Origin of the sequence: Bradyrhizobium sp. SZCCHNR1043, from assembly GCF_032489675.1 — a bacterium.
Classification (GTDB): Bacteria; Pseudomonadota; Alphaproteobacteria; order Rhizobiales; family Xanthobacteraceae; genus Bradyrhizobium.
On record NZ_JAUEYN010000011.1, the window covers coordinates 201,789 to 214,293 of the forward strand.

At 65.0% G+C, this 12,505-nt stretch carries 14 protein-coding genes and 1 tRNA gene; 7 read left to right on the forward strand and 8 right to left on the reverse strand.

Annotated elements, in window-relative coordinates; translation table 11 throughout:
* Positions 1–15: 15 nt before the first annotated feature.
* The 7 genes from fliN to QX039_RS20690 all read right to left on the reverse strand — a co-directional run bounded on the left by fliN (position 16) and on the right by QX039_RS20690 (position 6,955).
* Entirely contained in the window at positions 16–363 is a 348-nt protein-coding gene (fliN, locus tag QX039_RS20660; protein WP_315733864.1) for a flagellar motor switch protein FliN, read from the reverse strand.
* A 30-nt stretch (positions 364–393) separates the two neighbouring features.
* Positions 394–1,014, reverse strand: coding sequence for a FliH/SctL family protein (locus tag QX039_RS20665; RefSeq protein WP_315757304.1), 621 nt, complete (start codon positions 1,012–1,014; stop codon positions 394–396).
* Positions 1,014–2,108: a flagellar motor switch protein FliG gene (gene fliG / locus QX039_RS20670; RefSeq protein WP_315733860.1), complete on the reverse strand. Its 1,095-nt coding sequence runs from the start codon at positions 2,106–2,108 to the stop codon at positions 1,014–1,016. The genes QX039_RS20665 and fliG overlap by 1 nt, the downstream gene beginning before the upstream one ends.
* Positions 2,109–2,152: 44 nt before the next feature.
* Complete coding sequence (gene fliF, locus QX039_RS20675) at positions 2,153–3,754, reverse strand: flagellar basal-body MS-ring/collar protein FliF (protein WP_315733858.1); 1,602 nt, start codon at positions 3,752–3,754, stop codon at positions 2,153–2,155.
* Between the two features lie 337 nt (positions 3,755–4,091).
* A complete protein-coding gene (locus QX039_RS20680; protein WP_002714638.1) occupies positions 4,092–4,367 on the reverse strand; it encodes a DUF1153 domain-containing protein in 276 nt (91 codons plus the stop codon).
* Positions 4,368–4,639: 272 nt separating this feature from the next.
* On the reverse strand, positions 4,640–5,338 hold the full coding sequence (locus tag QX039_RS20685; RefSeq protein WP_315733856.1) for a flagellar hook assembly protein FlgD: 699 nt from the start codon (positions 5,336–5,338) through the stop codon (positions 4,640–4,642).
* A 12-nt stretch (positions 5,339–5,350) separates the two neighbouring features.
* Positions 5,351–6,955, reverse strand: a complete 1,605-nt coding sequence (locus tag QX039_RS20690; RefSeq protein WP_409998863.1) for a flagellar hook-length control protein FliK — start codon at positions 6,953–6,955, stop codon at positions 5,351–5,353.
* 355 nt (positions 6,956–7,310) lie between these two features.
* Here QX039_RS20690 and mnmA point away from each other — a divergent pair, with 355 nt between their 5' ends.
* From mnmA to QX039_RS20725, 7 genes are all read left to right on the forward strand, one after another.
* A complete protein-coding gene (gene mnmA, locus QX039_RS20695; RefSeq protein ID WP_315733852.1) occupies positions 7,311–8,507 on the forward strand; it encodes a tRNA 2-thiouridine(34) synthase MnmA in 1,197 nt (398 codons plus the stop codon).
* 27 nt (positions 8,508–8,534) lie between these two features.
* Positions 8,535–9,170, forward strand: coding sequence for a class I SAM-dependent methyltransferase (locus tag QX039_RS20700; protein WP_315733850.1), 636 nt, complete (start codon positions 8,535–8,537; stop codon positions 9,168–9,170).
* Positions 9,171–9,244: 74 nt separating this feature from the next.
* Positions 9,245–9,589: a hypothetical protein gene (locus QX039_RS20705; protein ID WP_315733848.1), complete on the forward strand. Its 345-nt coding sequence runs from the start codon at positions 9,245–9,247 to the stop codon at positions 9,587–9,589.
* Between the two features lie 239 nt (positions 9,590–9,828).
* Positions 9,829–9,905 (forward strand) — tRNA-Met (locus QX039_RS20710).
* Between the two features lie 19 nt (positions 9,906–9,924).
* Positions 9,925–10,401 (forward strand): hypothetical protein, encoded by a 477-nt coding sequence (locus QX039_RS20715; RefSeq protein WP_315771897.1) that lies wholly within the window; start codon positions 9,925–9,927, stop codon positions 10,399–10,401.
* A 486-nt stretch (positions 10,402–10,887) separates the two neighbouring features.
* Complete coding sequence (locus tag QX039_RS20720) at positions 10,888–11,250, forward strand: hypothetical protein (RefSeq protein ID WP_315733844.1); 363 nt, start codon at positions 10,888–10,890, stop codon at positions 11,248–11,250.
* Between the two features lie 33 nt (positions 11,251–11,283).
* Positions 11,284–11,592, forward strand: coding sequence for a hypothetical protein (locus QX039_RS20725; RefSeq protein ID WP_315733842.1), 309 nt, complete (start codon positions 11,284–11,286; stop codon positions 11,590–11,592).
* 457 nt (positions 11,593–12,049) lie between these two features.
* On the opposite strand, the gene QX039_RS20730 is transcribed toward QX039_RS20725, so the two are convergent.
* Positions 12,050–12,499, reverse strand: coding sequence for a YbhB/YbcL family Raf kinase inhibitor-like protein (locus QX039_RS20730; protein ID WP_315733839.1), 450 nt, complete (start codon positions 12,497–12,499; stop codon positions 12,050–12,052).
* Between the last annotated feature and the right edge of the window lie 6 nt (positions 12,500–12,505).

The window sequence follows — 12,505 nt, forward strand, 5'->3', positions numbered from 1 at the left end:
CGCAGGTCATGCCTGTCAGTTGCGGTCGGACTTGATGATTTCGGTCATCGTCACGCCGAGCTTGTCTTCGACCAGAACCACCTCGCCGCGTGCCACGAGCCGGTTGTTGACGTAGATGTCGATCGCCTCGCCGACCTTGCGGTCGAGCTCGAGCACAGTGCCGGGCCCGAGCTTCAGAAGCTCGCCAACATCCATCTTCGAGCGGCCGAGCACGGCCGAGACCTGAACCGGGACGTCGAACACTGCCTCGAGGTCGGCCGCGATGCGCGCGGCATGCTCTTCTTCATTGTAGCCGACGTCCCCGCCCAGGGGAGGCGCGTCCGCGGAATTGAGGTCGGGAAGCGGGATCTCGTTGTCGCTCATGACTTAAACTCCTTCGACCGCCACAGCGGCCTAGTTCTTCCTGGACGCCATGTAGCGTCCGACCAGCTCGTTGATCTTGGCGTCGATCGCAGCGCGCTCCAGCACCACGCCGCCATCGGCCCATTCGATGCGGCAGTCGCCGGTCGCGATCTCCGGCTCGGCGAGGATCACGAGGCGTCCCTCGAAGCCGCTCTGCTTGGCGAGCTTCTCGATCTTCTCGCGGGCGAGCTCGTACAGCGTCTCGTTGATGCGCAGCACGAGGTGCGGCGTGGCGACCAGATGCGCGAAGCAGTCGTGCACGAGGCCGATGATCTCGCCGAGCGGCTCCGCCTCGATCAGCGCCGCGCACAGCTTGCGAGCGACGGCGACCGCCACATCGACGGCCTCGGTTTCCATCCGCTGCTCGATGCCTTCGAAGCGGGCGGAGATGCCCTGCAACTGGATGTTGATCTGCTCCAGAGCCGACGCGACGCGGCGGTCGGCCTCGACCTTGGCTTCGCGCTGCGCCGCCTCGTAGCCGTTGCGGTAGGCGGCGGCTTCGGCGGCCGCGACCTTCTGTGCGATCTCGGCGGACGTGGCCGCACGCTCCCGCGTCGTCTTCTCCGGCGCGGCGAAGTCGGTATCGAACAGGAATTTCGCGGGCTGAGCCATCAATACACCAGTTCGTCGTCGGCGCGGTTCTTGCTGAGCATGATCTCGCCCTTGGCGGCGAGATCCTTGGCGAGATTGACGAGCAGGGCCTGCGCCTCGTCGACGTCGCGCAGTCGCACCGGTCCCATGGCGGCCATGTCGTCCTGCAGCATCTTGGCGGCGCGCGACGACATGTTGCCGAAGAAGAAGTTGCGCACCTCCTCGTTGGCGCTCTTGAGCGCCACGCCGAGCTTGTCCTTGTCGACATTGCGCAGCAGCGTCTGCGCCGAGGCGGAATCGAGCTTGATCAGGTCGTCGAAGGTGAACATCAGCGCCTTGATGCGCTCGGCTGACTCCCGGTTATCTTCCTCCAGCGAGGTGATGAAGCGGGTCTCGGTCTGGCGGTCGAAATTGTTGAAGATCTCGGCCATGACCTCGTGGGCGTCGCGGCGCCGGGTCTGCGACAGGTTCGACATGAATTCGGTGCGCAAGGTCTGCTCTACCCGCTCGATGACCTCCTTCTGCACCGCTTCCATGCGGAGCATGCGGCCGATCACGTCGAGCGCCATGTCCTCGGGCAGGATCGCGAGCACGCGCGCGGCATGCTCCGGCTTCAGCTTGGACAGCACGACCGCGATGGTCTGCGGATATTCGTTCTTGAGGTAGTTGGCGAGCACCTCTTCCTGGACGTTGGAGAGCTTCTCCCACATGTTGCGGCCGGCGGGGCCGCGGATCTCGTCCATGATGCCGTTGACGCGCTCCGGCGGCAGATATTGCTGCAGTAGCCGCTCGGTGGCGTCGAAATTGCCCATCAGCGCGCCGGAAGCAGACATGCGCGAGACGAATTCGAGCATCAGGTCCTCGACGACGTCGGCTTCGATGGTTCCCAGCGTCGACATCGCGAGCGACAGTTCACGCACCTCGTCGTCATCGAGCTGCTGCCAGATCTTGCCGCCATACTGCTCGCCGAGCGCGAGCATCATCACGGCAGCGCGCCGCGGGCCGCTCAAGGGCTCGGTCTTCGGGCGCTGCGCCTGGCGGCTCGCCAGCGTCGCGATCACCGTGGAAATGTCGTTGTTGTTGGCGTTGGCGTTCTGGGTCTGCGGCAGCGACATGGCGTCTACGTTCTTTTCAGTTCAGGCGGTTCACGTCGGTGGGATCAGTTCTGCTGCGGCTCGGCGAGCCACTGGCGGATGATGGCGGCGGCTTCGCCCGGGTTGCGGTCGGCCAGCTCGCCCACCCGGTGGACGGACTGGGCGTGGACCTGGCCCTGGACCTGGGCGACGTCGATCAGGCTGGCGGTCTGCTGGGCGTGAGCGGCTGCCTGGACGGTTTCGTCGGTGAGCGCCGGCAGGCCGCCGCCCAGGGCGGCGACCTCTTCGGTGGCAATGATCTTCTTCACCAGCGGCCGCACCACCATGAACACGACGACAATGCCGAGCAGCATCATCACCGCGAGCTCGATGACGTACATGACGTCATCCTTGGTGAAGTGGAGCATGCCGAGGAAGCCGGTGGGCTCGTTGATCTGCGGCACCGTGGGAGCGTCGGCGAATTTCAGGTTGACCACCTCGACCTGGTCGCCGCGCTTCTGGTCGAAGCCGATTGCGGAGCGGACCAGCGCGGCGATGCGGTCGAGCTCGTCCTTGCTGCGCTCCTGATAGACCAGCTCGCCCTTTTCGTTCTTGGAGTAGGCGCCGTCGACCAGCACCGCGACCGAGATGCGGTTGACCCGTCCGGCCTCGGTGACCTCCGTCTTGGTGGTCCGGGAGATCTCGTAATTGTTGGTCTCTTCGGTCTTCTTGCTCTGGTCCCGCGGCTGCTGCGGCGGCTGGTTCTGCTGGTTGCCCGGCAGCTCGTTGTTGACCGTGACCTGGCCGTTGCTCTCGTTGGTCGCGGACTGCTCTTCGCGGGTCTGGCTCGAGCGCAGCACGCGGCCTTCCGGATCGTAGCGGTCGGAGGTCTGAGTGATGCGGTTGAAGTCGAAGTCGGCGGAGAGCTGGACGCGGGCGCGGCCCGCACCGACGACCGAGGAGACGATGTCCTCGACCTGCTTGCGCATCCGCTTCTCGAAGGCGTTGCGGCGCTCGTCGCCGACCTGCTGGTCGATGTCGGTCTGGGTGCCGTCGGCGAGCAGCTGTCCGGCCTCGTCGACGATCGACACCCGCTGCGGCTTCAGGCCGTTGACGGCGGAAGCGACGAGGTGGCGGATGGCGCGGATCTGCGCCGGCTCGAGGGTGCCGCGCACGCGCACGACGATCGAGGCGGACGGCTCCGGGGTCTCGCGCGAGAACAGCGGCCGCTCCGGCAGGACGAGATGGACGCGTGCCGCCTGGACGCGGTCGATGGCGCGGATGGTGCGGGCGAGCTCGCCCTCGAGCGCGCGGAGATGGTTGATGTTCTGGACGAAGCTCGTGGTGCCCAGCGCGTCCGACTTGTCGAAGATCTCGTAGCCGACGCCACCGCCCTTGGGCAGGCCGCCCTCGGCGAGCTTCATGCGCAGCCGGGTGACCTTGTCCTTCGGCACCAGGATCACGCTGCCTTCATTGCGGATCTCGAAGGCGATGCCCTGCCGCTCCAGATCCTTGATGATGCTGGAGGAGTCTTCCATGGTCAGGTCGGTGAAGAGGGTGGTCATCTGCGGCGCCGTCACGCGCATGATGACGAAACCGAAGAAGCCGATCAGAGCAGCGGTGACTGCGATCATGGCGGTGAGCCGCGCGGCGCCCAAACCCTTCAGAAAGTCCAAGAGACCTTGCAAGCAACTGCCCCATAGTTCGGCATTTCGACGGGTGGCTGCTGAAAGGTGATTTGAGCTTCGCGGGCCTTTACGGCCGGTTGCATAGATCGCGAAATTCAATCCTTAACCTTCACCAACACCCGCATTCCAGGTGGCGATCCGATGTCAGCCGCTGCCCCCGCCATTCGCGGGACGGGTTGCGGAGGTTGAAACGAACCACTGGGCAATTATTGCCTATGGGAAGGTTTCGATATGGTTAACGGTGGTTAAAGGGTCCTAACAAAGTGTAGACATGCAAAAAATCGGCTTGGCAGGGCCAAGCCGATTTTCGAAGAAGTCCAGTCGCGTCGGTAACGATCTATTGGCGATATTGCTGAATTCGGGTGGTGCGCAGGCCGGCCAGACCGTGCTGGTCGATCGAGAACTGCCACGACAGGAATTCGTCGACGGTCAGGGTGTAGCGGCTGCACGCTTCCTCGAGGGATAGCAAGCCGCCGCGAACGGCGGCAACGACTTCCGCCTTCCGGCGAATGACCCACCTCTTGGTGCCTGGGGCAGGCAAATCCGCGATGGTGAGCGGGCTGCCGTCAGGCCCGATGACGTATTTCACCCTCGGGCGATGGGGTTCTGTCATGGCGTACTCACAAACTCTTAACCACTGAACTCACGGTAAGACCCTACGCCGCCTCGCTTAAAATTTGCCTAAGCCAAGGGCGCGAATCCGGCGATGTGCGCGAACGCCGCCACTTCCGGTGGCGAGACGCCCCGGGAGCGGAATCGTGGTAAATGATTGGTTAAGAATTTCCGGCGCTTACGCTGACATGTCGCCGCGGCAGCTGAGCTTGATGTTCAAGCTCAGCTGCAGGCGCATCCGTGGTCTCAGGAGCCGGTTGCGAGCCTTGGGGGCTAGCCGACGATCTGCCGGATCTGGTTGACCGTGTAGGTCTGGCCGCCGATCGTCAGCAATGGCGGCTGCTGGGTCAGGTCGACCGAGGACACCGCGCCCTGGACCTGGGTCTTGATCGCAACCGGATTGCCGTTGGTGGCGTCGGTCGCCACCGTCGTGATCTTGTACTGTCCATCCGGCCATTGCGTGCCGTCATTGCCCTGACCATTCCAGCTGTAGGTCTGGTTGTCACCGGCGTTGGCCGTATATTTGCCGGTGAAGACGGTCTGCCCGGCCTTGTTGATGATGTTGACCGTCAGATTGCAGTTCTTGGGGATGGTGAGGCCCCAGCTCGCCTTTCCACTGGACAGGCTGGTGGTGTCGCCGGCGACGACCGCGGTCTTGCCGACGAAGGCCAGCGCCTGGGTCGCCTGTGCCGTCTGCTGCATCGTGAGCAGCGAGGCCAGCTGGTCGTTGGTCTTGAGCTGCTGCTCGACGCCGGCGAACTGCACGAGCTGCTGGGTGAACTGGTTGGTGTCGAGCGGATCCAGCGGATTCTGGTTCTGCAGCTGCGTCGTCAGCAGCGTCAGGAAGGTCTGGAAGTTGCCTGCAATCGTCGAGCCTGCGCTCGAGCCGAGGTTGCTGTTTCCGGATGACGAATTGGTGTTGGTCGTGCCCGAGACTGGCGGGCTTGACGTGATTGCGTCGCCGATTGCCATGGAAGCCTCCTGTTAAACCCTGATATCCACGCCGCCTTGCGCGCCGAACATCCGTCCATAGGACCGGCCGGCGAGCTGGACCGGGACGTTTTCGTCCTCGGTCACGATCAGGCGTTGTGCGTTGCCATTCTGTTGATAATCGCCGCCGTTCTGGCCGGACGAGTTCTGGTCGCGGAGCGAGAACTGCAATCCGCTGTTGTTGCTCTTGAGGCCGGCGTCCTGCAGCGCCTGCTGCAGCTGCGGCGCCGTCTGCTGCAGCATCGCCAGCGTCTCCGGCTTCTCGACCCGCAGATGCGAGGTCACCTGGCCGTTGCGGTCGACGTCGATCCGGACGTCGATGCGGCCGAGCTCGGCCGGATCCAGCCTGATCTCGAAGCGGCTCTTGCCGTTGAGCGCGGAGGCTGCGATCTCGACGGCAAGCCCGTGCAGCGGCACAGCGGCCGCCGTGGCGGCTGTCGCGGTCAGGTTGGCCGAGGTGATCTGGCTGGTCGATACGGCCGGCGTCGACAGCTGGGGCTGCACGGCGGCCGTGGCCTGTGCGCTCGGGTCGGGCGCCGGCGCGTTGGTCGGGCTGGTCGTCGGCGCGGCATTGCGATCATGTGAGGCTGGTGCCTGCACGTTGCCATTCGCCTTCCCGTCGCCGGCCTCGACGGAGTCCGGCTTGGCTGCAACAGCGGGCTGTTGGGCGAGGGGGCCATGGCCCGGCTGCTGAGCGGCCTGGACGTCGCCATTGCCCGGTTCGGTGACCTTGCCGGCTGCGCCGTCGGCGAGCCCCGTCTTGGTCTGGGTGCCCGGCTTGCCCGTCGTCTTGGTGCCGCCGGGAACGGCCGTATCGAGCGCGGCGGTGAAGGTCTGATCGGCAGATGCGGCAGCGTCGCCGGAGGCCGCCGTTGCCGTCTCGGGCGCCGCCGCGGCGGATCCGGCTCCGTCGGCATCCTTGGCCGCGCCGGTGGATTTGGCTGCGGCCGCCAGCAGACCCGCCGCGGCATCGACCGAGCCTTGCGGGCCAACACCGGATGCTCCGACGAGCGCGGTGGCGCCGGGTGCGTTGGATGTGCCGTCGCCGTCCGCCGTGCCATCGCCGGTGGCGGGGTTGGCGAGGGTGATGTCGGGCTGGATAGCGACGGCGACCGGCGTCGGCACGGCCACGGTCTGCTCGGCTATAGCGGTCGTTGCAGCGCTCGCATCCGTGCCGGCCTGATCGCCGTCCTTCTTGTCGCCCGTCTTGCCGTCGCTGGTCTTTCCGTCGGCGGTCCCGGCCGCATCGGTCTTGGTCGGCGTGCCGGTGGTCGCGTCGGCCGTGGTATCGGGACCGCTGGCGTCGGCGCCCGCACTGCTGCCGTTGGCCTTGTCCGCCGGCTTGTCCTGCGACCTGGCCTGGGTGGTGCGATCGGCGTCGCCGGCCCGCGCCGGCTCGCGGCTCGGGGTGGAGGCGCTGCCGGCGCGCGGTGACGGCGACGTGGAGGTGGGCGGCGACGCTGTCGACGGATCCGGAGTCGCGGCGTCGACCAGCGCCGAGAAGCTGTCGGACGGCTGCGGAGCATCCTGACGGGACTGTCTCGGCGCCGTGGTCTTGAGAGCCGTGCCGGCCTGGATGTCTGACGTGACGCTGAACACCTTGGAACCTCTCGCGATGAACTCGACGAAGCAGTTCAGCAAGGAGCGGGCCAAGCCAGTTCTGTCAAAAATAGTCAACAAATTCAAATTCTTATGGAATCGATCGCGGCGTGGATCCCCCGCCGCGTCCTCGCCATTTCTGCCCGGCCGGCAAGATTTGCCGCCGGCATCTGCGACCGGCGCAATTGCTTCGCAGGAAGTGCGCCTATATTAGAGACAGATGCTTTCGTGTTGTTTCCGATCAGGACATCCTGTCGGAGATCGCCGGAAGCAAGCCATCCGCAAAGACGGCGCATGCGAGGCGTTCCCGCGCCGGGAACCCGTTGCCTGACGCCGCGATCGCAGTGACCGGATCATGCTCAACAGTCTCGATCTCGAAGGCCGTCCCGAAGACACCAGGGTCGTCGTCGCCATGTCCGGCGGCGTGGACTCGTCGGTGACGGCCGCGCTGTTGAAGTCGGAAGGCTACGACGTCGTCGGCATCACCCTGCAGCTCTACGATCACGGCGCGGCGACGCACCGCAAGGGCGCGTGCTGCGCCGGCCAGGACATCCACGATGCCCGCAACGTCGCCGAGCGCCTCGGCATCCCGCATTACGTGCTGGACTACGAAGACCGCTTCCGCGAGTCGGTGATCGACAATTTCGCCGCCAGTTACGCTTCGGGCGAGACGCCGGTGCCGTGCATCGAGTGCAACCGCGCCATCAAGTTCGGCGATCTCCTGAAGACCGCGCGCGAGCTCGGCGCCTCCGTGCTCGCCACCGGCCACTACGTCGCCTCGCGGCGGCTGGCGGACGGATCGCGCGCGCTCACTTGCGCGGCGGACAGCGATCGCGACCAGAGCTACTTCCTGTTCGCGACCACGCGCGAGCAGCTCGATTATCTGCGCTTTCCGCTCGGCGACATGACCAAGCCGGAGGTGCGCGAGCTCGCGCGCCGCTTCGGCCTGGAGGTCGCCGACAAGCACGACAGCCAGGACATCTGCTTCGTGCCGACCGGCCGCTACACCGACATCATCGGCAAGCTGCGCCCGAACGCGATGGAGCCGGGCGAGATCGTCGATCTCCAGGGCCGCGTGCTCGGTGTGCATCACGGTATCGCGAACTACACGATCGGTCAGCGCAAGGGCCTCGGCATCGCTGCCGGCGCGCCGCTCTACGTCGTCAAGCTGGACGTCGCCACCCGCCGCGTCGTGGTCGGCCCGCGCGAGGCGCTGCGGACGCATCGCATCACGCTACGCGAGGTCAACTGGATCGGTGACGGCGCGCTCGACGCGGCCGCGCGCGAGGGCCTCGAATTGTTCGTGCGGGTGCGCTCGACGCGGCCGCCGCAGCCGGCCTGGCTGCGCGGTGCGGACGGCCATTACGAGGTCGAGCTCGTCGCCGGCGAAGAGGGCGTCTCGCCGGGCCAGGCCTGCGTGTTCTACGATGCCGCGTCCGGCCGCGCCCGCGTGCTCGGCGGCGGCTTCATCCAGAGCGCTGTTGCGGAAAGCAGCAGCTTGGGCGGCAACGTGATCAGGCCGCAGCGCGTGGCCGAGCCGGTCCGCGGCTGATCAGCATCCATCATTCGGGGCAGGGGCATGGGGGACATCGACCGCGCGGGGGTCGAAAAGGCCTATGAGCGCTGGGCGCCGATCTACGATCTGGTGTTCGGCAAGGTCTTCGATCAGGGCCGCCAATCGACCATCGCGGAAGCCGATCGCATCGGCGGCCGCATTCTCGACGTCGGCGTCGGCACCGGCCTGTCTTTGTCGGACTATGCCCGGACCACGAAGATCTGCGGCGTCGATATCTCCGAGCCGATGCTGCGGCGGGCGCAGGCCCGCGTGCGCGAGCTGAAGCTCTTCAACGTCGAGACGCTTGCGGTGATGGACGCGAAGCATCTCGCTTTTCCCGACAATTTCTTCGACGCGGTGGTCGCGCAATACGTCATCACCGCGGTGCCGGATCCCGAAGCGACGCTCGATGATTTCATCCGCGTGTTGAAGCCCGGCGGCGAGCTGATCCTGGTCAACCACATCGGCGCCGAGAGCGGCCCGCGCCGCCTCTTCGAGCTCGCTTTCGCGCCGATCGCGCGCCGGCTTGGCTGGCGGCCGGAGTTCCCCTGGGCCCGCCTCGTGAACTGGGCCGCGAAGCATGGCGGCGTCACGCTGGCCGAGCGCCGGCCGATGCCGCCGCTCGGACACTTCTCGCTCATTCGCTACCGCAAGGGCTGATCGCCAGATACTCTGGCAGCGCTTTGCCATGCCCTCCGCGCGGAACGCGAGCGCGGGGTTTGCGTTGCCCCGTCATGAGCATTAGGCAATCCTTGTTCCTCTCGTTCGCACTGGCCGCGGCTGCGGCCCACGCCCAGGCGCCCCCGACGCCGGCCACACCGCCGCAGGCGACCGCGCCGGCGCCCGATGCGAATGCCGCCTGCGCGCCGAACGTCCGCGCGACGGCGACGCCCGACGGCATCACCACCGGCCGCGCCGGCGAGCCGCTCGGCGACAAGCTGGCGAAGACCAACGGCGTGTTGTGTCCGCCGAGCGGGGTCGATCCGGAGATGCACGCGCCGACCCCCGAGGGCGGCACGACGCCGGTGATTCCGCCGCCCGGCAGCCCCGGCGGCAATCCGAACGTGCAGCCGAAGTGAGCCTCTTGTGATCTGCATTGCCGAGCTGCCGCTCTCTCCTGCGCGCGTCGGCCCGTGCCCCTCGGCGAGTGGCGGATACATCCGCAAGGCCTTGGAGAGTCGCCGAGAAATCCGCTGGTGCGAAAACCGTTGCGGCCCGCGAGCTTTGCTTGACAGGGACGGAGACGCCTCCTTATATGCCGCCCGTTCACAAGGCCCCGACGCCCGCTTCGACGGGTCTTGCCTTGATCGAACACCGTGGCGGGGTAGCTCAGCTGGTTAGAGCACGGGAATCATAATCCTGGGGTCGGGGGTTCGAGTCCCTCCCCCGCTACCACGCGTGACCCACTATTGTAGTGGGCCTCTGGGAACACATCTGCCCCGAGCAATGCGGCCAGCTTTCCCTTGACTTCAATCTCAAAGTCCTCCTGGGGTCCCTTCGGGTGAACCGCGACGCCATGCACGAGGGCCCGGAAATCGTCGATCAGGGTGCCTCGGTCGTCGTCGGCACTGGCGTGGCCCGCCATCCTTTCCGCCAGCGCGTCGACGGTCGCGACATGGCGATCCAAGGTTGCCGGATGCAGGGCCACAGGGATGGGGGCTTCCGCAAGCGCGGCCCGTTCCGCCTCGACACGCTGTCGTCCCTCGTTCAGCTCTGCAATGCGTTGCCGCTCGCCCTCGATCCGATCGCGCTTCGCCTCCAGTCGCGTGCGCGTTGCGGCCGCTCCGGCAAGCCGTGTCGGGCATCTTCCTCTGAACTGATATACCTGATCACAAGATCGATGTTGCGCTGTCCTCAAGCTCAAGGGGCACGCACAATGTTGCTGCGCTGATTGTGGTCCTTGATGTGCGCCAACTCATGCATTGCGACGGCGTACGAGATAAGTGACCTGGTACTTGGAGCGCGAACAAATTCAAACTTGCCACTGACCGCAGTGCCTTCGATGGACGTTAGCACCAATCGATGTCGATCTATTCGGTAGAGCACAGGCGTAGGAGATATCGTTCGCGATCGGCGATGGTGGGCATCGTTCTCAAATTGTAAGGCTTGGCCGCGTATCTTAAATTTAGAATGAGGCATATTCGACTTGATGAAACTGATTGAGGTCAAGTCAAGCATTCAAGACCGGTAAGCGGGCGCTGTGCCATTTCGAAAGAATGCGATCAGGCACCTCGGAGGCCGTTCCTGATCGGTCGACGGGGAGGCGCTTCGCGTCGATTGGGACGAACCCGATCGAAATGAAAGCCAGTAGCACCGTTGATCCAGATCAATAGCAGTCGGCTGTAACGGCGCGATCTTTTTACAAAAGAGGTGCACCATGTCCGTGCAGTCGCCTTTGACTGACTCACCGGGACCTTCGAGCCGAGACGAACGCACTCGCCAGATCGATTCAGCAGCCTGGGCGGTGTTCTTCATCTGGGTCGGTGTCGTCATGCTCGCCGACCTGCCCTGGGCTTGGTTCCTTGTAGGAGTCGGCGTCCTCATTGTAGGCGCGCAGATCGTGCGACAGCAACGGGGCCTGAAGGTCGAGATGTTTGGTTTAATCGTGGGGCTCATCATGCTCGCGGCCGGCATCTGGGATCTTGTTGCTCTGCCCTTGCCGCTTATGCCCATTATCTTGATCGTGCTCGGCGGCTATCTGCTTTGGAAGACGCTTTCGCGAAGGGCTGAATCTTCGTAGGCGCGTGGTAGTGCGCGGCGCAGGGAGGCCGGAATGACTTGGATGACCAAATTGGTCGTGCTGGGGTTGGCCGCAGTTGGCGGCGTGGTCGCGCTCCGGTGTCTTCCGGTCGAGCCGCGGCATCGCTTGACGCGCACAGCAGGTGATTGGGTGAACAAGAAGATGCTCGCCCACATGGGGTGGATAATGGCGAGCCTTCCGGAAGGCGCCCCACCCAAGCTGGTTATGTCTGTCCTGCCCAAGCTCCAGGCGCAGAATGAAGAGATACTCGAGCTGCTACGCGTGCAGAACGAGCTTCTTCGGCGAGGGCAGAACATCAGCGAGTTAAGTTTGGACGCCTGACGCACCCTAAGCACCCGGAATGACAATAGCCGCCGGTCCCACCATTCGCGCTAACGTTTGTCGCGCAGGATTCTGGACCATGCTGGTCGTAGCCGCTGCCTTCGTCAGTGCGGCGGATGCGCGGCAGGCGCACCGGATGGCGATCTCCGGCCGGGGTGACGGCTACGACGGATATTGGAATGGTCTCATCATCACTGACGCCGGCACGTGCGATCGCACCTACAGCCCTCCCGTCCATATCGCAGGTGGACATGTGCTGTCCGGAGGAATGGCCGAGGTTGCTGGCAGTGTCCCTCGCAGCGGTGATCCCAGTCTCGCTGGTCCATCATTCGGTTCAGACGATGAGTGTCCTATCGCCTACTTCATATTTGGGTTCAGTCGAGAGTCCGCTAAACCGTTGTGGGCGCAAGTTCCAGGCACATTGGGCCGGTCGTGACGATCGGCGTCTCGCACGCGACTATCTATGATACAGGCCGACCAGAGTGGCCTCGGCAAGGGTGACCTTGCGCGCCTCGCGTTCGACGTCGCGGCACGAAGCATTCGCCCGTAGATTCAGATGATCCGCCGAGAGCGCAAGGAGCCGGAAATGATAGTGGTGGACGCCATGTCCCGGCGGAGGACACGGTCCTCCATAGCCAATCTTCCGGAAATCGTTGGCGGCCTGCTTCAGCCCGGGCTTCTGTGCTGCGCCATCCACAAGGCCGGTTTGCGTGGGTGGGATGTCGTAGACCGCCCAATGATGCCAGGTGCCGCTTGGGGCATCGGGATCGTCACAGAGCAGGACATAACTGCGGGTTCCCTCGGGTGCGTTGGCCCACTGCAGGTGCGGGGACAGGTTTTCGCCGTCGCAGGTGAAGCGTCGCGGAATAGTCGATCGGTCGACAAAAGCGCCGGACAGGAGTTCCATGGTTCT